The sequence below is a fragment of the Amycolatopsis sp. lyj-112 genome (assembly GCF_046549055.1).
Classification (GTDB): Bacteria; Actinomycetota; Actinomycetes; order Mycobacteriales; family Pseudonocardiaceae; genus Amycolatopsis.
In genome coordinates this window covers 124,122-141,699 of the sequence record NZ_JAJPWS010000007.1, presented here as the reverse complement: position 1 = coordinate 141,699, position 17,578 = coordinate 124,122, and the positions used below count along the sequence as shown (strand labels likewise).

Below are 17,578 nucleotides of genomic sequence, written 5' to 3'. Positions count from 1 at the left end.
CGTGTGACGCAGACGACTGAGTGTAGTGGTGCGAAGGTTGCGTACGTGCAACTCGTGACACGAAGCGTGTCCACGATTGAGGTGAGCGTGGTCGCGGCCCTGTCACTGCGCGTGGCGTGATGTCGGACCAAGCACTCGCCGGTACCTTCAGGTCTCATGACTGAAGCGGCGGAATGGACGCCTGAGAGGCTGCTCCGAGACGGCCTCGATGAGGTTGACCTGACCTCATCGAGCGGGACGAAGTTCTCGCGTCTCGAGTACTACCTAGCAGGCGTTGCCGTCATACGAGCGACTCGCGTTGCAGCAATTCAAATCGGCAGGGCGGCCGAGTTGGCCGGTCAGCTGAGGCGATCAACGCGGGTCGACAACGCGGAGCTCGTGGCGGTGGTCGTCCCTTCGGCCGATACCGACCGAGCTGTTGCAGAACTTCGCAAGTACCTGCGCTCAAGTGATACCCCCGCGGCGCTTCTGCTCGGCCGGGGTGACTCCGGCTGGGACGTCGAGTGGATTGGCATGCAGAGCGGAGCCGAGATCACGTCCGCTGAAGAGGTGGCCAAGTTCTTTGAGATGAAGCTGGAACGTGTCGTGGTTACAGGCCGAAAGGTAAGGGCTCCTTCGCATCCGTTGGTCATCGACGAACGTATTCGGCGGATGCTTCGGCTGTCGGTGCGGTCCAGCAAATCAGTCATGTTGGTGGGGCCGCCTGGCACTGGAAAGACCCAGTTGGTTGGTGAGCTCATTGAGGAGATCGGCAAGAGCCCCGAGGCTTTCGGTATGGGGCTCATTCACGATCCGCTCATCGTGACGCCGGACGAGTCGTGGACTACTCGAGATCTGGTCGGTGGCGACACAGTTGACGACGAGGGGCATTTGCGGTTCAGCCCCGGTCACGTGCTGGAAGCCATCGCACAGGACCAGTGGCTGGTCCTCGACGAAGCTAACCGGGCTGATCTGGACCGGATCTTTGGCGGACTGCTCACGTGGCTTTCCGGTAAGGAAGTTGTGGTTGGCCGCGTCAGCGCGGATCCGAAGTCCAGTCCGATCATCCTTACGTGGGGTTCGGATCCTGAAAGTGTTGTAGTCGGCGAAGAGCGCCTCCGGTCCGGAGGTCCGTCTACCGAGCCGATCTATTACGTTGCCGGGACTGACTGGCGTCTCATCGGTACCTACAACGCGGTCGATGCGCAGCGCGTGTTCAGGTTCGGACAGGCGCTCGGTCGGCGCTTCGGTCATGTTCCGGTGTCAGCACCAGAGGCTGCTGAGTTTTCGACAGCGCTGAGCAACAGGCTCAGCGATGCTGATACACCGGTCCCAGAGCCACAGGCAGGCCGCCTACGCTCCATCCTGGAACGTATCTACGCAGCTCAGGTCGATGTTTTGGACCCTATGGGGCCGGCCGCGCTCCTCGACGTTTCGGATTATGTGGCTGCAGGGTTGCTGGCAGAACCTGACTCCGACCTCGCGCAGCTAGTTGCTGAGGGTTACCTGGCAGGCATGGGTTCCTGGCTTGCTAGCTACGACGGAATCAGCTTGGCCAGGTTGGGGGAAGTACTGGGTGCGGGTGACGTACTGGGCGATCAGTGGGCTTGGCTGCTGAACCACCTGAAGGCTCTTCGATGACGAAGAAGCTGTCCTTTCCTGAGGACGGCCTTGCGGAGCTTTTCCGTAGTTGGTCTGGCAAAGGGGAGCTGTATGCCGGTCTGGCCGCAGTCCTCAGCGAGGATGATTTCGAGTGGACTCAGAAGCACGTTGAGTACCGAGCGCATCTCATTCTCTTCGAGCAGTGTCGAGCTCTCATTGAGCGGCTGCCTAAGAATATTCAAGACTGGTTGAACGTCTTACCTGTTGCTACGCAAGCAGAAACAGTGCGTAGTCGATCCCCGAGGGGTGCTATCAACTGGCCTAACACTCGGCGACAGGGGTGGCCACCGGCAGAGTTCTCCGGGCGAGTCCGGCGACGTGGAGTAGACGACGAGCTGTTGAGCAGCTTGCGATGGACAGTTGAGCGTCTTCAGGAAGTGCATCGACACGCGAAGAAGATGCGGCCGGCGATCGGCGACAAGGTGCAGGCCCAGCTGGACACCCTCGCGAAACTCGCCACGAGGCCGGAACTTCAAGCTGTCGTGCCTGAGCCCCCAGATTTGCTGATGATCGAAGGGATTCGACGCTCGGGGCCGCTCTGGCGGGTGGTCGGAGATCTCTCCAACACGCTTCGCCAGGAAGATACCAACGATCTTGCCCGACTGGCCGCGGAACTGTTGACTCCTGATGACGACCTCAGGTGGCGGCTCTTCCACCTCTGTGTGCTGGGAACAATGCTTGGCGCCCTGCGGAATCACGGGTGCAGGCCAATTAGTACGCGCCCGCTTGCGGGGCGTGCTCATGGTCCCGCGTTCCGGGTGGAGGTTCCCGGTACTGCACCGTGGGATCTGTGGTTCGAGGCCGCAGGGATCTGGAGATCGACGGGGAATGACGAGCCGTATGTCGAGGCAACCAAGGGGTTGGCTCAACCCGGCTATGTCCGGGGTGCTGACCTGTTCTTGGTAGATCACGCTAAACGCCGTGGTGTGGTCATCGAATGCAAGTACAGCGACGAAGGTGCGTACTTGCGTAGTGGGTACGACCAAGCGCTGGCCTACCTGGTCGAGGCCAAGACTTTGCTCATCGACGAAGGCGAGGCGTTTGTCGTGGCGCCGATCGAGGCGGCGCCAAAACTGGGAGTGGGACACACCTTCGCGGGCCGGCTCACGTACTGCGCGCCTGAGCACCTGAAGGAAGAGTTGAAGCGGATTATCACCAGCTGGCTGGCCGGCTAGTCTCCGAAGACGCTTCCCAGCGCCGTCCTGATCAACCCCGCCAGGTCCGCTTCCCCGTCACCCTCAGCCCACCGGATCAGCGCCACATGCGCCGCCCCGAGGCAGGCCATCGCGGTGGCCCGCACCCGAAACTCCTCGTCGGCACCCAAAGAAGCACCGCCGAGGGCCAAAACGATCGCATCGGCCGTCGCGTACTGGCTGTCCAGATGCCGCGCTCGCAGCGCCGGCACCGAGATCATCAGCCGCAGCCGTGCCAGCAGGAACGCCTTCTCCTGTGAGGAGCCCAGAGCCGCGGTCTCCTCAAGCGCGCGGCCGATCCGCGAAGACAGGCGACCAGGGGGCTGGGCGGCGACGGCGGAGGCGGTCACGGGGTCGTACTCGTCGTAGAGGACCAGGTCCTCCTTCGTCGGGAAGTGCCGGTACACCGTCATCGCCGAGACGCCGGCCGCCGCGGCGACGTCGTTGACGGTGGTCGCGTCGTAGCCGGCGTCGCCGAAGAGGCGGATCGCGCACTTTTGGATCAGAAGCCGGGTTTCGGCGCGCTGGCGGTCTCGGAGGTTCACGTGGTAGACACTATCAAAGTGTTAGTCACTAACATCTGGGGTGCGTATGAAGACTGCATTGGTGACGGGGTCCTCGCGGGGGATCGGGGCGGCGATCGCGCGGAGGCTGGAGAGAGATGGCGTCAAAGTCATCGAGCACTCCAGCGCGCGGGCGGACCTCTCGACGATGGACGGGGTCGACAAAGCCATGGAGGGCATCAAAACTCTCGACATCCTGGTCAACAACGCCGCAGCCCCTCCGGCGGGGCCCATCGAGACGGACACGCCCGAGGCATTCGACCATCTTCACGCGGTCAACGTCCGGGCGCCGTACTTCCTGATCCAGCGGGCACTCCCGCTGATGAGCGACGGCGGGCGCATCGTCAACATCTCCTCCGTCGCGACGCGGATGGCCAACCCGGCTCAAACCTCCTTCGCGATGACGAAGGGCGCGCTCGAGACCATGAGCCGCACGCTCGCCCAGCAGCTCGGGCCGCGCGGGATCACGGTCAACGTCGTCGCGCCGGGCGCGACCAGGACCGCGGACAACGAAGCGATCTTCACTCCGGAGCTGGAGGCCATGATCGCCGGAACGACAGCGCAGGGACGTCTCGGCGCAGGAGAGGACATAGCGGACGTCGTCGCGTTCCTGGCTTCCGACGACGCCCGCTGGGTGACCGGACAGGTTCTGGACGCGAGCGGCGGGTTGTTCCTCGGGCCGCGAACCTGAGGCGCAGAATGGCCCGGTGACTTGGTTCAGCGAAGACGACCTCCGCGGTCAGGCCGGTGACATGTCCTTCGCGCGGGGGGCCAAATACCTGGAGGCCGTCGAGACACTGGACGACGTCGCGGGCGGGGTCACGGCGGTGGTCACCGGCACCGACCGGTACATCGTCCGGCTGCGCGACGTCGACGGCGAGCTGGTGGGCGAGTGCACGTGCCCGCACGCGGCGGACGGCTTCTTCTGCAAGCACTGCGTGGCCGTCGGGCTGCTCGTCCTCGAGGGCGCGGCGGACGGCGGCGCGGCCGACATCCGCGGGTACGTGGAGTCCTTGGAGCGCGCCGAGCTGATCGACCTGCTGGTCGGGCACGCGAACGAGGATCCCGTCCTCTTCCGCAAGCTGTCGCTCAAGGCCGGCCGGGACGACGTCGACGTGTTGCGGCGGCATGTCGAGGGAACGTTGCGGTTGCGGGGTTTCGTCGGTTTCCAGGGCACGCTCGCGTACGTCGCGAAGGTGCGAGAGGTGCTCGTGACGGCCGGCGAGGTCAGGGACGGGCCGTTGCTGTGCCGCATCGTCGAGCTGGTCGTGGAGGCGCTGGACTTCGTCGAGGACTCCTTCGGCACGCTTGGCGACGAGGCCCGCTCCGCGCTCGCGCTGTACGCGGACGTCTGCGCGGACTCGCCGCCGGAGCCCAAGGAACTCGCGGAATGGTTGCTACGGCTGGATCTTGACGGTTCGGGCCGGATCGAGGTCAGCATCGCGGACTTCACCGGCGGGCTCGGCTTCGAGGGGCTCGCGGCGGTCCGCGCCGGCGTCGAGGAGCGGTGGCGGCTCGACGACGGCGAGGACCCGACGCGCAGCCGCAAACTCCAGCGGCTGCGCGAAGGCTTCGCGGCGATGCGGAACTGGAGCTCCTAGGCTGTGTCCTGTAAGTCAAGTTCGCGCTCTTCGCGCCCAGGCGGTCCCTGACGGCACGGGCGGATGCGCCCGAGTACAACCCGGTACGAGGGCGACCCGCCCGCACCGCCAGGAACCACCTGGATCACGAAGCCCATCGAACAGACTCACAGGACACAGCCTAGAACTGCTGCCGATGCCGGGCCCCGTTGTTGCGGTACAGCTCGTCCAGATCCCGCTGCCCGGCCTGATCGCCGGTGTCGGCGGCCGCGCGGAACCAGTGCTCGGCCTCCTGGAAGTCGCCGCGGTCGGCGGCGAGCCTGCCCAGGTTCGTATAGGCGGGCACGCTGCCGAGTTCGGCGGCCTTCCGGTACCAGGCACGGGCTTCGCCGAGGTCGTTGCGGTCGTTGGCCAGGACGCCGAGGTTCGTCATCGCCGCGGCGTCGCCCCGTTTGGCGGCCTTGAGATACCAGCGTTCGGCGGCGTCGAGTTCACCGCGCCGGTGCAGCAGCAGGCCGACGCGGACGGACGCTTCGGGCGCCCCGGCGGCCGCGGCGGCGCGGTAGCAGCTTTCCGCCCGCGCGAGGTCGTCCCGTTGCTCGGCCTGGTGCCCGAGCCTGCTCAGCGAGGACGCGTCGCCCTCCTCGCCCGCCCTGCGCCACCACGGTTCCGCTTCCCGCGTCCGGCCGGAATCCCGCAAAAGGGCGCCGAGCGTGATCATCCCTTCGACGTTGCCCGCTTCGGCGGCCTGGAAGGCCCAGCCCTCGGCTTCGCGCGTCTCGCCGCGCCGGTGCAGCAGGCGCCCGAGTTCGGCCATCGCCTCGACCCGGCCCTCGGCCGCGGCCCGCCGCCACCACTGCTCCGCGTCGTCCGATTTCCCGCGCTCCGCGCACATGTTTCCCAGTAGCGCCATGGCATGCGAATCACCGGCGGTCGCCGCTTCGCGGTACCAACGTTCGGCCTGTTCGGGCACGCCACGTTCGACCAGGAGGTGCGCCAGGTTGCTCATCGAGACCCGGTCACCGCCCGCCGCGGCCTTGCGGAACCACGCCTCGGCGTCGTCGAGATCGCCGCGCTCCAGAGCCGTGGATCCCATACGTGCCATGGCGATCACGTGCCCGCGTTCCGCGGCCTTCCGGTTCAGGTAATCGTCGACCCGGGTGTTCCATTTGCGATTTTCGCCGGCCACAAGCCTCGCTCCTTCCGGCAGCGTCCACAGATAATCGCTGATCAGAGCCCAGTTGTGACAACAATTACGCGGTGTCATCGCCGTGTCGCACCCGGTTTCCGGCGCGGCGCGGCGATACTCGGGCTCCCATCCCCGTCGAGAGGAATCGCGCGGTGGCCACGCGTACCCGGCAGATGACCACGGCGCAGCGACTCTTCCTGCTGATCACGCTTTTCGCCGTCGTGCTCGCGGTGTTCTGGTTCGTGTCCGGCAAGGGCGACGCGCTGCAGCCGGCGCCGTCGAACCCCGCCAGTGCCGCCGACGCGCGTCAGCAGCTCGGCGAGCTCACCGTCGCCGCGCGCGGAACGATGGACGGGTACGACCGGAAGAAGTACCCGCACTGGGACAACCAGGGGAACAACTGCAACACGCGCGAGTTCGTCCTCAAGCGCGACGGCAAGGACGTCAAGACGAGCGCCGACTGCGCCCCGACGTCCGGCAGCTGGACGAGCATCTACGACGGCGAGACCTGGACCCAGGCGTCCGACGTGGACATCGACCACATGGTCCCGCTCGGCCAGAGCTGGGTCAGCGGCGCGAAAGCGTGGACCGACGAGAAGCGGCGCGAGTTCGCGAACGACCTGACCCGCCCGCAGCTGTTCGCCGTCACGGACAACGTCAACCAGGAGAAGAGCGACAAGGCGCCGGACCAGTGGAAGCCGCCGCTCGTCTCGTTCTGGTGCACCTACGCGACGGACTGGATCACCGTGAAGCACCACTACAGCCTCACCATCACCGCCGCCGAGAAGACCGCGCTCGAGAGCATGCTCGGTCGTTGCTGATCCCGCCGCGATCGGCTTAGCTGGGCCGATGGGGACATTCGTACTGATCCACGGCGGTGGCGGCAGCGCCTGGGACTTCCACCTCCTGGAAGCGGAACTGACCGGGCGCGGGCACCACGTCGTCTCGGTGGACCTGCCGATCGAAGACGAGAAGGCAGGCTTCGCCGAGCACGTCGAGACCGTGTCGAACGCGATCGGCGACCACGACGACCTGGTCGTGCTCGGCCATTCCTACGGCGGGTTCACCGCGCCGCTGGTCGCCGGGAAGCACTCGGCGCGGCTGCTCGTCCTGCTGACGCCGATGATCCCGAAGCCGGGTGAATCACCGGGGGACTGGTGGGGCAACACGGGATTCGAGAGTGCCACGGGGCTCACCGAAGAAGAGCAGTTCTTCAACGGTGTCCCCGCGGACCTCGTCGCGGAGGCGGGCTCGCACGGCCGGAACCAGGTCAGCGCCGAGTGGGGGCAGCCGTGGCCGCTTCAGATGTGGCCGGACGTGCCGACGAAGGTGCTCATCGGCCGTGACGACCAGTTCTTCCCGCCGGAGTTCCAGCGCCGGGTCGTCCAGGACAGGCTCGGTTTCGCGCCGGACGAGATCGACGGCTCCCACTCCGTGGCGTTGAGCCACCCCCGGGAATTGGCCGACCGCCTGGAGTCCTACCTCTAGATCACCAGCGCTCGAGATGCATGACCTCGTCGAGCGGCCGGCGCGGCGCGGGCTTGAACGTGTCGCCGGTGTAGAACGCCGTCGGGATGAGCGCGGCCTGGTGCACGTTGGCGGGGAGGCCGAGGATCTCCGCCGCCTCCTTCTCGTACGCCAGGTGCAGCGTCGTCCACGCCGTGCCGAGCGTGACCGCCCGCGCCGCCAGCATGTAGCTCCACACCGCGGGTAGCAGGTTCCCCCACAGCCCGGCCTGGTTGCCGGCGGGCAGGTCGGCGCCCGGAGTCTCCAGGCACGGGACGACGTGCACCGGGACCTCGCCCATCTTGCCGGCCAGGTACTCGACGCTCGACCCGACGCGTTGCTGCACCTTCGAGCGCTGCGGGTCGTCCGCGAACAGCTTCCCGGCCGCGTGCGGTGAATCCAGGTATTCGCGGCAGGCCCGCTGGTACAGCTTGCCGAGTTCGGCCCGTTGCCCGGCATCGGTGATCACGAGCCAGTGCCAGCGCTGCGTATTCGATCCGCTCGGAGCCTGCAGCGCGACCTGCAGGGCATGTTTCACCAGTTCGATCGGGACCGGCCGATCCAGATCCAGGCGTTTGCGGACGGTTCGCGTGGTCGTCAGCAGCTCTTCAGGCGTCATGCCGAGATTATGTCGGTGAGAGCCGGGTTCTGCCGAGATCACCAACGCGGATGGATCAACGGTTTCAGCAGCTCGTCGTAGACCTCTTCGACAGCGGCCGCGGCTTCGGGCGAAAGCGGCGCCGAATCGGCCGCGGAACTGTTCGCCCGCGCCTGCTCCGCGTTGCGCGCGCCCGGGATGACGACGCTGAGGCCGGGCCGGTCCACGATCCACCGCAGCGCGAACTGAGCGAGTGCCCGGTCCGCCCCGGCGATGCCGCGCAGGCGTTCCACCGCTTCGAGGCCGACGTCGAACGGGACACCGGAGAAGGTCTCGCCGACGTCGAAAGCGGCACCCTGGCGGTTGTAGTTGCGGTGGTCGTCCTCGCCGAAGGTGGTCGAAGCGGTGTAGCGGCCCGAAAGCAGGCCCGACGCGAGCGGGACCCGCGCGATGATCCCCGCGCCCGCCTTCTCCGCCGCGGGGAGAACCTGTTCGAGAGGCTTGAGGCGCAGGCAGTTCAGGATGATCTGCACCGACGCCACGTTCGGCCGCGCGAGCGCCGTCAGCGCCTCTTCACAGGTCTCGACGCTGACGCCGTACGCCTTGATCCGGCCTTCGTCGACCATCGCGTCGAGGGCGTCGTACACCGCGTCGGACGAGTACACCGGCGTCGGCGGGCAGTGGAGCTGGACGAGATCGAGCGTGTCCATGCCGAGGTTCGCCCGGGAACGGTCGTTCCAGGCGCGGAAGTTCTCGGCGACGTAGTTCTCCGGCAGCTGCTCGGCCCGCCGCCCCATCTTGGTGGCGACGAAGATCTTCTCGTCGGCGCGCTCCGCGTGGAACCGGCCGACGAGCCGCTCGCTGCGGCCGTCGCCGTAGACGTCGGCAGTGTCGAAGAAAGTGGTCCCGGAGTCCGCCGCGGCGTGCAGGACGGCGAGCGCGTCGGCCTCGTCGACGGTGCCCCAGTCCGCGCCGAGCTGCCAGCAGCCGAGTCCCACCACGCCGACGTCGCGGCCGAGCCGGGCGATCTTCCGTGTCTCCATGATCGCGATCCTAGTTATGCTCCGGCGATGGCAAGGCCACCGAGGGAACGCGGGATGGGCACGCTGCTGAGGCATGTCCTCGAACTGACCGAATCGGACGTCTCCGCGTTCTTCGCGGACATCGGGCTGGGGGACTACCGGCCGAGGTTCACCCCCGTCGTCCGCGCGATCGTCGCGCGCGGGCCACTGTCCATTCGCGAACTCGCGGCGGAGGTCGGGGTGACGCACTCCGCGGCCAGCCAGACCATCGCGCAGATGGCGCGCCAGGACCTCGTCACGCTGAGGCCCGGCAGGGACGCCCGGCAGAGGATCGTTTCGCTGACGGACAAGACGCAGCGGCTGATGCCGACGCTCGAGGCCGAGTGGGCGGCGACCATCGCCGCCACCGAGCGGTTGGAAGCGGAGCTGCCCTACCCGCTACGAGAGGTCTTGGTCGCCGCCGTCGAGGCCTTGGAGCGGAAGTCGCTCCGGGAGCGGATCGGCGAGACCGAGGAAGGCGCCGAAGCCCTCAGTGCCCGACGTCGCGCCGAGGAAGGCTGAAGACCGCCCAGACGTACTTGCCGCCCACGCACAGCTCGTGTCCCCAGTCCTCGGACAACGCGTGCACCAGCTGCAGGCCGCGACTGCGCGCCGCCATCGGCGCCGGCTCCTTCAGCCTGGGCCGGTCCGTGCCGGAGTCGAAGACCCGCAGCGTGAGCCTGTCGTCGCCGTATTCGACCTCGAGCTTGTCCGGGCTTTCACCATGTTCGAAGGCGTTCGTGACCAGCTCGGACGTGGCCAGCAGGACATCGTCGATCGCCAGGTCGTCGAGACCCAGGCTCGCCAGCGTCGCCCGCACCGCTTGCCGTGCGACAGCCGGAGCTGTCACATCCACGGGCAACGGCAGGGAGACCACCGGCAACGAGCCCTCCGATCGCAATTTGGACATCGTCATGGCTCCGTACCTCCCCTCGCGAGAGACTCCCAGATCCGCTGTTCGTCTCCCAGATACCCACAAGGGTGAAGGTCGAATCAGGTTCCGTCGGTGAGTTCCGTCTCGGTCAGTCCTTCACGCAGTTTCTTGAGGGTGGCGGTCAGAAGCCGGGACACCTGCATCTGGGAAACCCCGACACGGCGGGCGATATCCGACTGGCTCATCCCGGAACCGAACCGGAGCGCGACGATCTTGCGCTCGCGGTCGGGCAGCCGTTCCAGCATCGGGCGCAGCGCCTCCCGGAGCTCCGCCTGGCTCAGGTTGGCGTCCTGCTCGCCGAAGCGGGTGTGCGCCGAGTTCTCCAGCAGGTTGTCCAGAGAGGCGCCGTACCGGCCTTGGCCGGCTCGCAGGCCCTCGAAGACCTCGTCGACCGGGACGCCGAGATGCGCGGCGATCTCAGTGGGCTTGGGCGCGCGCGAAAGCCGGATCGTCAGCTCCTCGCGCACGGCCGAGATGTTCGCGTTCAGCTCCTTGAGCCGTCGCGGGACCCGGACCGACCAGCTGTTGTCGCGGAAGTGATGCCGCAACTCGCCGGAGATCGTCGGAACCGCGAAGGCCAGGAAGTCGCTGCCCTGGGTGGGATCGAAGCGGTCGACGGCGTGGATCAGCCCGATCGTCGCGATCTGGACCAGATCCTCCATCGACTCGTCACGGTTACGGAACTTGCGCGCGAGGTTGCGCGCCAGTTCCAGATGCGCGCGCACCAGTTCGTCCCTCAGCTGTTCACGCCGGGGCTCTTCCTGGGGCAGCGCGCACATGCGCTCGAACAGGGCCGGAACATCGAGGCCGTCTTGCTCGACCGGTTCCGTCACGGCCGGGCCGCCTCGCTCTCCCGGACGAGCTCCACCCTGGACAGATAGCCGCCATCGGCCGGGGTGACGCTCCGCCGCGCGGAGGTCGCCAGCGCGGTCAGCAGCTGCCAGGACAGACCCGTCTCGTCGTCGGGCTCCGGGGAGTCCGAGAGCACCGAGACGGTCACCTCGATCCGACCGTCCTTCCAGGAGAAGACGCAGGTCAGATGGCCGTCGGAGGCCGAGGGGAGCAGCATGGAGCAGGCCTCGTCCACCGCCATCCGGAGGTCCTCGACCGCGTCCAGATCGAAGTCCTGGCGCATGGCGATATCCGCCACGATCGTCCGGAGAGTCGGCACGACATGCGGCACCGCCGATGTACGTACCTCGATGAGTTGAGCGCCCTCCCCGCTGGGCGGGGTGTTGTCCACCACGTGTTGTTCCTCTCTCCCTGCGCTGCCGTCGTCAGATGCCCTGGGTGTGAGCAAACCAAACCCACGTTTGACTCGCACGGGCGGCGGGCATGTAACGGGCGACAAGGTGATCGATCTCCTGGAAAGGCGGGGACCGACATGGCTGACGTGAGCCGGCTGCCCAACGTGGTGGCAGAAGAATGGGACTGGCAGCTCAGCGGGTCGTGCCGGGGTGCCGACAGCAGCCTGTTCTTCCACACGGACAACGAGCGCGGATCCGCCCGCGAGCGCAGGGAGACCCGCGCGAAGGCGATCTGCCAGACCTGCCCCGTGCTGGCGCAGTGCCGCACGCACGCGCTGACGGTGCAGGAACCGTACGGAATCTGGGGCGGGCTCGGCGAGATCGAGCGCCGTGAACTCTTCCTGCGCGAGCGTCGTGCCGGGCGCCAGACGTTGACCGCGCATTGAGCGCAAGGCGAGCACCGGTCGGCGACGCGCGCGACGGCGATCGCGGCGCCTTGTCCGGACTGGGTTAGGGTTGGGGCTGTCGTTGCGGGGACAGCACCCGCCGAGGAAGAGCGTGCGTCCGTGTCCGGACTTAGGCACGGTGGCAGGCTTGAGACCACGGGCGAGTACCGGGGCTGAGCGCCGGTTTCTCACCTGATGAGGAGAATGTGCATGCCCGCAGCGGAGCAGAACACCACGCCGCCCGGATTCAGCATCACGCTGGATTCCGGCGCCTCGGAACCGCGAGTGGTGGTCACCGGTGAGCTCGACCTGCTGACGAGCCCGCAGCTCCAGGAGACCCTCGCGGCCTTGATCACGGAAAAGCCGTCGGGCCGGGTCGTGGCCGACCTGACCGGCGTGACCTTCTTCGACTCCTCGGCGCTGAACGTGGTCCTCCAGGCCCAGCGCCAGGCCGCCGAGAAGAAGCTCGAACTCGAAGTCGTGCCCAGCCCGCAGGTGAGCCGAGTGATCGAGCTCACCGGCGTCGCCGAGCACCTCAGCGTGTCGGAGGAGCCCCCCGCCTGACGCCCCGCTACGGTCGTGGGCCGGATCCGGCCCACGACACCCTGGGGGCAAGCAGATGATGGGGCGGACTCACGCCCTGACCGGCTGGTGCGCGGGCTTGGCGCTCGCTCCTGCCGTCGGGGCGGGAACTGTGCATCAAGCGGTCGTTTTCGCGGCCACCACCGCCGGTTTCGCGCTCCTTCCCGACCTCGACCACCCCGGCGCCCGCGCGTCGAGGCTGTTGGGCTGGTTCACCGGGGCGATCTCCTGGCTGCTTCGCCGCGTTTCGGCGGCTATCTACGCGCTGACCAAGGGACCGCGGGACGAGAAGGTCACCGGTAAGCACCGGCACCTCTCGCATACCGTGCTGTTCGCCGTCGGCCTCGGCTTCCTGACGTCCTGGGGCACCACCGAAGGCGGACCTTGGGCCGTGTTCGGCGTCGTCGTCCTGGGCCTGCTGCTCGCGGAAGGCGCGCTCGGCGACTGGCTCCTGCCGGTCAGCGGGGCCGCCGTCGGGTGGTGGGTGTGGACCGCGCCGCCGGACAAGGCGGCACAACTCGTGGAGATCTCCGGCTGGCTCGGCATCGCCGTCGCGGCCGGCTGTTTCGTGCACTGCCTCGGGGACGCGCTGACCGAGTCCGGCTGCCCGTTCCTGTTCCCGATCCCGATCGCCGGCGAGACCTGGTACGAGATCCGGCCGCCAAAGCCGCTGCGCTTCCGGACCGGCAAGAACGTGGAGAACCGGCTGATCTTCCCGGTGTTCGCGATCGCCGCGGTGCTGCTGATCCCCGGCGTCTGGGAGTACCTCTACGACACCGTGCAGGGCCTGCTCACGCCGGATGGGGCACAGACCGCGGGCTCCTGAGGAATGCCCTCGCCGTCCCCGGCGTTGAATCGGAACGCCGGGCCCGGTTGCGAGGAGAGAACAGTGGACAAGCCAGTGCTGCGTGCCGACGCGCGTCGAAACCGCGCGAAGGTGCTGGCGGCGGCCGAGGAGGCCTTCGCCGTCGACGGCCTCGCCGTCCCCCTCGACGAGATCGCCCGGATCGCCGGTGTCGGCGCCGGCACGGTCTACCGGCATTTCCCCAGTAAGGAAGCGCTTTTCCAGGCCGTCGTCCTGGACCGCATCGAGCAGTTCGCGCAAGAAGCGCGCGTGTTGCTCGGCGCCGACGACCCCGGCGAAGCGTTCTTCGACTTCTTCAGGCGCGTCGTCAAACAGGCCTCCCTCAACCGCGCCCTCTGCGACGCGCTCGCCGAGACGACCGGGCTCGGTTTCAAGGCCGGCGCCGGGACCGACTTCCGGGCGGCGCTGCAGGCCCTGCTCATGCGGGCACAGGCCGCGGGCGCGGTGCGCGAGGACATCGACGGCGACGACCTGCGGGCCCTGATCGCCGGCTGCCTGGCCGCGGAACGGTATTCGCCGGAGAGCCGCTACCTGGTGCGGGTCGTGGTCGACGGCCTCCGGAAAGCGTCGTGAGACGTCCTTCGCACATTCCACTCAAGTTGCACGCTGCGTAACAGAACGTAAGATCAACGCGAGTAGTCCTCGTACCTGCGCTTCGCATGGCGAGGGGGTGCCGGATGTTCGATCAAGGTCCCACCACCGGTTCCATCACGGTCGCGGGTCTCGCGGGCCTGGCCACCGGGCTGCTCGTCGCCGCCCTTCTCGTGGCGAACCGGGAGCCCTCGCCCCGCGTCCACGAAGTCGGCACAACTCCTTCGCCGACCACGACTTCCCGCTCCGTCGGCCCGGTCACGGTCACCGTGCAAGGTGTCATCCCGGAGCCGTTCACGGTGACCCGCACCAGCACGCCGTCACCCCGGACGGTGACGCGGACCGTGTCCCCGCCGCCGAGCACCACGTCGTCGTCGACCACCACTTCCGTGCCCCCGCCCAGTTCGATTCCGGACTTCCGTCGCCCGTGATGCAACCTCGGCGGCCCTTCGTGTCGTCTGGCCGGTATGCGGCGCCTACCCGTTTTCGTGTTCCTGCTCGCGACACTGACCGCGTGCGGCCAGTCCTCCGGCTCCGGCGAAGGCAAGCAGTGCCCCGCCATGGCCCTGATGGAGGGCATTTCGCTCGACGTCCCACCCGAGGCGGTCGCCGGGATCAGCCGCGCGTCGATGGAGCTGTGCTGGGGCGGGAAATGCGTGACCGAAGCCGTCGAACTGTTCCCGGCCAGCAAGTCCGAGGACCAGGGCTGCACGAGCGACGAACCGGACGGCGTCTGCTCGGCGCAGGCGGTGCCCACCGGCGGTAAGTACGGGTCCGTGCCCGTCCAGGGCCTGCCGTTCACGCCGGTGAAGACCACGGTGACCTTCGACGACGGGAAACCCCACGTCCTCGACGTGACGCCGGTGCTCGCCTACCCGGCGGGCGAGGAATGCGGCGGTGGCGTTCCGGTCGCGAAACTGGTCGTCCTGCCGGGTGGCGAAGTACGGCAACAACGCTGAAGCCGCCCCTCGGTGGGGGCGGCTTCAGAGCAGTGCAGACCTAACCGACGTCGCGACGTCGCCAGCCGATGAGCCCGGCCGCCAGCGCGACCGCGGCCACTGCGGTGAGCCAGATCAGCGGTGTCGCGGTGAACTCCGCGGCGGGCAGCTTCGGAACATGCGAGAACGGCGAGGCGTCCAGTACCACTTCCGGCAGGTTCAGCACCGGGCCGAAGAGGCTGAGCAGCAACGCGATCCCGGCGATCGCCCAAGCCGCCGCCGAGACCTTCGGCGCCAGGCCGAACAACGTCACCGCGAGGCCGACGATCACCCACACCGCCGGCAACTGGGCGAGCGAGGCGACCACCAGGTCACCGATCGAGCCGCCGACGTCAGCGGACCGCAGCCCGTTCGACAGTCCTAAGAGGACACCGCTGACGACCATCATCAGCGCGGTGCCGCCGAAGGCGAACACGAGGTGGCTCCCCAGCAGCCGCAGCTTGCCGACACTCGTCGCGAGCAGCGGTTCGAGCCGGATCGCGGTCTCCTCGGTGCGGATCCGCAGCGCGGCCTGCACCCCGTAGAGCGCGATGACCATGGCGAACATGCCGGTCATCGCCGCCATGAAGGCGTCGACCAGCGCGTCCGTGCCGCCCATACGCTGGAAGATCTCCCGCGCCTGCTCGCTCTGCCCGACGATGTCGCCGATCCCGTTCGCGACCGAGCCGAACACCGCGGCGCAGACCGCCGTCCCGAGCAGCCAGCCGACCAGCGGCCCGCGATGCAGCCGCCATGCCAAGGCGAACGGGCTCCGCAGCGACGCCGCGGCTTCGGCGGGGCCTGGCTTCGGTGGGATGAGGCCGGTGCCGACGTCGCGCCGCGGGATCAGCGCGTAGCCGACGCCGCCGATGACCACGGCCGCGGCGAGCGGCAGCAGCAGAACCCACCAGCGTTCGTCCGCGAACGGCCGCACCTGTTGCGCCCAGCCGATCGGGGACAGCCACGAGACCCAGTGCGCGTCGGCCGTCGAATCGCCGACCGCGCGGAGCAGGAACGCGACCCCGACGGCGGTGGCGCCGATCCCGTTGGCCGTCCGCGAATACTCGGCCACCTGCACGGCGACCGCGGCGATCGCGGTGAACACCAGGCCGGTCAGCGCGGTCGCGGCGCCGAGCGCGATCGCGCCCGCCGACGGCATCTTCGCGCCGATCATCAGCGCGGTCTCGATCAGTCCGATGAGGACACTCGCGCCGCCGGTGACCAGCACCGCCGCGGTCAGCGCCGCGTACCGGCCGACCACCGCGGACGCCAGCAGTTCGGCGCGGCCCGAGTCCTCCTCCGCGCGGGTGTGCCGGGTGACGGTGAAGACGGCCATCAGCGCGACGATCAGCGCCAGGAACCCGCCGAGCCGCCAGGCGGTGAACCCGCCCGCCGACGAGAGGTCGAAGGCCGGTCCGTAGATCACCGCGATCGAGGGATTGGCGCCCATGCTCGTGGTGAGCCCGGCCCGTTCCGCGGCCGTCGGGTACAGCGTTTCGAACGTGCCCGCCGACGTCGAAGGCATGATCCCCAGCAGGACGATCCAGATCGGCAGGATGATCCGGTCGCGCCGCAGCGCCAGCCTGGTCAGCTGCCAGGTGCCGACCAGGCCGTGCCCCGGTCCGGACACGACGGCGTGCGCGGGACGATGGAGCGTCGCGGTCATTTCGCGCTCGCTTCGGTGGTGTAGTGACGGAGGAACAGTTCTTCCAGCGTCGGCGGTTGGCTGGTCAGGCTGCGGACGCCGACCTGGGTGAGCTGCCGCAGCGCTTCGTCGAGCGAACGGGTTTCGACGTCGAAGCGGACTCGGTTCCCGTCGACCTTGAGGTCGTGGATGTTCTCGAGGTTCGTCAGCCCGTTCGGCGGACCGGCGAGTTCGGCCGAGATCGACGTCCTGGTGAGATGCCGCAGGTCGGCCAGGGTGCCGCTCTCCACGGTGTGCCCGTTGCGGATGATGCTGACCTTGTCGCAGAGCGCCTCGACCTCGGCCAGGATGTGGCTCGACAGCAGTACCGTGCGGCCCTGCTCGCGCTCCTCCTGGATCGCGTACTGGAAGGTGGCTTCCATCAGCGGGTCGAGGCCGGAGGTCGGTTCGTCGAGGATCAGCAGGTCCACGTGCGAGGCCAGCGCGGCCACGATGGCGACCTTCTGCCGGTTGCCCTTGGAGTAGGTGCGCCCCTTCTTCTTGGGGTCGAGGTCGAAGCGTTCGATGAGGTCCTTGCGGCGGCGCTGGTCGAGCCCGCCTCGCAGCCGCCCCAGCAGGTCGATCACCTCGCCGCCGGAGAGGTTGGGCCAGAGATTGACGTCGCCGGGGACGTAGGCGAGCCGCCGGTGCAGGCTCGCCGCGTCCTTCCAGGGGTCGCCGCCGAGCAGGCGGACGTCGCCCGAGTCTGCATGGAGCAGGCCGAGCAGGACCCGGACGGTGGTCGACTTCCCCGCGCCGTTCGGACCGAGGAAGCCGTGCACCTCCCCAACGGGTACCTGCAGGTCAAGGCCGTCGAGAGCCTTGGTCCGACCGAAGGATTTGTGGAGGCCGGAGATGGAGATGGCGTTTTCCATGAATCTGAAGGTACAGTGATTTCATGAAGTTGTGAAGTTAAGAAAA

At 67.9% G+C, this 17,578-nt stretch carries 22 protein-coding genes; 13 read left to right on the top strand and 9 right to left on the bottom strand.

What is annotated here, in order from left to right:
- Nucleotides 1-156 precede the first annotated feature (156 nt).
- Together ACLJRL_RS23695 and ACLJRL_RS23690 are read left to right on the top strand one after the other, a co-directional pair.
- Nucleotides 157-1,620 (top strand): AAA family ATPase, encoded by a 1,464-nt coding sequence (locus tag ACLJRL_RS23695; RefSeq protein WP_410658451.1) that lies wholly within the window; start codon nt 157-159, stop codon nt 1,618-1,620.
- The gene (locus ACLJRL_RS23690; RefSeq protein WP_410658450.1) at nt 1,617-2,816 is read left to right on the top strand and encodes a hypothetical protein; all 1,200 of its coding nucleotides are present in this window, start codon (nt 1,617-1,619) and stop codon (nt 2,814-2,816) included. The genes ACLJRL_RS23695 and ACLJRL_RS23690 overlap by 4 nt, the downstream gene beginning before the upstream one ends.
- Here ACLJRL_RS23690 and ACLJRL_RS23685 read toward each other — a convergent pair.
- Complete coding sequence (locus ACLJRL_RS23685; protein WP_410658449.1) at nt 2,813-3,379, bottom strand: TetR/AcrR family transcriptional regulator; 567 nt, start codon at nt 3,377-3,379, stop codon at nt 2,813-2,815. The genes ACLJRL_RS23690 and ACLJRL_RS23685 overlap by 4 nt on opposite strands.
- Before the next feature lie 46 nt (nt 3,380-3,425).
- On the opposite strand from ACLJRL_RS23685, the gene ACLJRL_RS23680 reads away from it, so the two are divergent.
- Both ACLJRL_RS23680 and ACLJRL_RS23675 read left to right on the top strand, forming a co-directional pair.
- Nucleotides 3,426-4,088 carry an SDR family NAD(P)-dependent oxidoreductase gene (locus ACLJRL_RS23680; RefSeq protein WP_410658448.1) on the top strand — a complete coding sequence of 221 codons (663 nt, stop codon included), beginning with the start codon at nt 3,426-3,428 and terminating at the stop codon, nt 4,086-4,088.
- A gap of 16 nt (nt 4,089-4,104) precedes the next feature.
- Nucleotides 4,105-4,998 (top strand): SWIM zinc finger domain-containing protein, encoded by an 894-nt coding sequence (locus tag ACLJRL_RS23675; protein ID WP_410658447.1) that lies wholly within the window; start codon nt 4,105-4,107, stop codon nt 4,996-4,998.
- A gap of 160 nt (nt 4,999-5,158) precedes the next feature.
- Here the strand turns inward: ACLJRL_RS23675 and ACLJRL_RS23670 are convergent, their stop codons facing one another.
- The gene (locus ACLJRL_RS23670) at nt 5,159-6,166 is read right to left on the bottom strand and encodes a tetratricopeptide repeat protein (RefSeq protein WP_410658446.1); all 1,008 of its coding nucleotides are present in this window, start codon (nt 6,164-6,166) and stop codon (nt 5,159-5,161) included.
- Nucleotides 6,167-6,318: 152 nt separating this feature from the next.
- Between ACLJRL_RS23670 and ACLJRL_RS23665 the strand changes: the two genes are divergently transcribed.
- Both ACLJRL_RS23665 and ACLJRL_RS23660 read left to right on the top strand, forming a co-directional pair.
- Nucleotides 6,319-6,987, top strand: coding sequence for an HNH endonuclease family protein (locus tag ACLJRL_RS23665; protein WP_410658445.1), 669 nt, complete (start codon nt 6,319-6,321; stop codon nt 6,985-6,987).
- Nucleotides 6,988-7,015: 28 nt separating this feature from the next.
- Nucleotides 7,016-7,654: an alpha/beta fold hydrolase gene (locus ACLJRL_RS23660; protein WP_410658444.1), complete on the top strand. Its 639-nt coding sequence runs from the start codon at nt 7,016-7,018 to the stop codon at nt 7,652-7,654.
- Nucleotide 7,655: 1 nt separating this feature from the next.
- On the opposite strand, the gene ACLJRL_RS23655 is transcribed toward ACLJRL_RS23660, so the two are convergent.
- Nucleotides 7,656-8,291 (bottom strand): nitroreductase family protein, encoded by a 636-nt coding sequence (locus ACLJRL_RS23655; RefSeq protein WP_410658443.1) that lies wholly within the window; start codon nt 8,289-8,291, stop codon nt 7,656-7,658.
- Nucleotides 8,292-8,329: 38 nt separating this feature from the next.
- A complete protein-coding gene (locus ACLJRL_RS23650; protein ID WP_410658442.1) occupies nt 8,330-9,313 on the bottom strand; it encodes an aldo/keto reductase in 984 nt (327 codons plus the stop codon).
- 54 nt (nt 9,314-9,367) lie between these two features.
- Between ACLJRL_RS23650 and ACLJRL_RS23645 the strand changes: the two genes are divergently transcribed.
- The gene (locus ACLJRL_RS23645; RefSeq protein ID WP_410658695.1) at nt 9,368-9,853 is read left to right on the top strand and encodes a MarR family winged helix-turn-helix transcriptional regulator; all 486 of its coding nucleotides are present in this window, start codon (nt 9,368-9,370) and stop codon (nt 9,851-9,853) included.
- On the opposite strand, the gene ACLJRL_RS23640 is transcribed toward ACLJRL_RS23645, so the two are convergent.
- From ACLJRL_RS23640 to ACLJRL_RS23630, 3 genes are all read right to left on the bottom strand, one after another.
- Nucleotides 9,822-10,247, bottom strand: a complete 426-nt coding sequence (locus ACLJRL_RS23640; RefSeq protein WP_410658441.1) for an ATP-binding protein — start codon at nt 10,245-10,247, stop codon at nt 9,822-9,824. The two genes, ACLJRL_RS23645 and ACLJRL_RS23640, sit on opposite strands and share 32 nt — an antisense overlap.
- A 77-nt stretch (nt 10,248-10,324) precedes the next feature.
- Nucleotides 10,325-11,098 carry a SigB/SigF/SigG family RNA polymerase sigma factor gene (locus ACLJRL_RS23635; protein WP_410658440.1) on the bottom strand — a complete coding sequence of 258 codons (774 nt, stop codon included), beginning with the start codon at nt 11,096-11,098 and terminating at the stop codon, nt 10,325-10,327.
- Nucleotides 11,095-11,511 carry an ATP-binding protein gene (locus ACLJRL_RS23630; RefSeq protein WP_410658439.1) on the bottom strand — a complete coding sequence of 139 codons (417 nt, stop codon included), beginning with the start codon at nt 11,509-11,511 and terminating at the stop codon, nt 11,095-11,097. Before ACLJRL_RS23630 ends, ACLJRL_RS23635 begins: the two co-directional genes overlap by 4 nt.
- Nucleotides 11,512-11,649: 138 nt before the next feature.
- Between ACLJRL_RS23630 and ACLJRL_RS23625 the strand changes: the two genes are divergently transcribed.
- The 6 genes from ACLJRL_RS23625 to ACLJRL_RS23600 all read left to right on the top strand — a co-directional run bounded on the left by ACLJRL_RS23625 (nt 11,650) and on the right by ACLJRL_RS23600 (nt 14,955).
- The gene (locus ACLJRL_RS23625) at nt 11,650-11,958 is read left to right on the top strand and encodes a WhiB family transcriptional regulator (protein ID WP_410658438.1); all 309 of its coding nucleotides are present in this window, start codon (nt 11,650-11,652) and stop codon (nt 11,956-11,958) included.
- A gap of 210 nt (nt 11,959-12,168) precedes the next feature.
- Entirely contained in the window at nt 12,169-12,522 is a 354-nt protein-coding gene (locus tag ACLJRL_RS23620) for an STAS domain-containing protein (RefSeq protein WP_410658437.1), read from the top strand.
- Between the two features lie 58 nt (nt 12,523-12,580).
- On the top strand, nt 12,581-13,366 hold the full coding sequence (locus tag ACLJRL_RS23615; RefSeq protein ID WP_410658694.1) for a metal-dependent hydrolase: 786 nt from the start codon (nt 12,581-12,583) through the stop codon (nt 13,364-13,366).
- Between the two features lie 63 nt (nt 13,367-13,429).
- Nucleotides 13,430-13,978 carry a TetR/AcrR family transcriptional regulator gene (locus ACLJRL_RS23610; protein ID WP_410658436.1) on the top strand — a complete coding sequence of 183 codons (549 nt, stop codon included), beginning with the start codon at nt 13,430-13,432 and terminating at the stop codon, nt 13,976-13,978.
- 104 nt (nt 13,979-14,082) lie between these two features.
- Nucleotides 14,083-14,427: a hypothetical protein gene (locus ACLJRL_RS23605; protein WP_410658435.1), complete on the top strand. Its 345-nt coding sequence runs from the start codon at nt 14,083-14,085 to the stop codon at nt 14,425-14,427.
- Nucleotides 14,428-14,463: 36 nt separating this feature from the next.
- On the top strand, nt 14,464-14,955 hold the full coding sequence (locus tag ACLJRL_RS23600; protein ID WP_410658434.1) for a hypothetical protein: 492 nt from the start codon (nt 14,464-14,466) through the stop codon (nt 14,953-14,955).
- A gap of 40 nt (nt 14,956-14,995) precedes the next feature.
- Here ACLJRL_RS23600 and ACLJRL_RS23595 read toward each other — a convergent pair whose 3' ends face one another.
- Nucleotides 14,996-16,639, bottom strand: a complete 1,644-nt coding sequence (locus tag ACLJRL_RS23595) for an ABC transporter permease (protein ID WP_410658433.1) — start codon at nt 16,637-16,639, stop codon at nt 14,996-14,998.
- Nucleotides 16,636-17,532: an ATP-binding cassette domain-containing protein gene (locus ACLJRL_RS23590; protein ID WP_410658432.1), complete on the bottom strand. Its 897-nt coding sequence runs from the start codon at nt 17,530-17,532 to the stop codon at nt 16,636-16,638. Before ACLJRL_RS23590 ends, ACLJRL_RS23595 begins: the two co-directional genes overlap by 4 nt.
- Nucleotides 17,533-17,578: the final 46 nt, after the last annotated feature.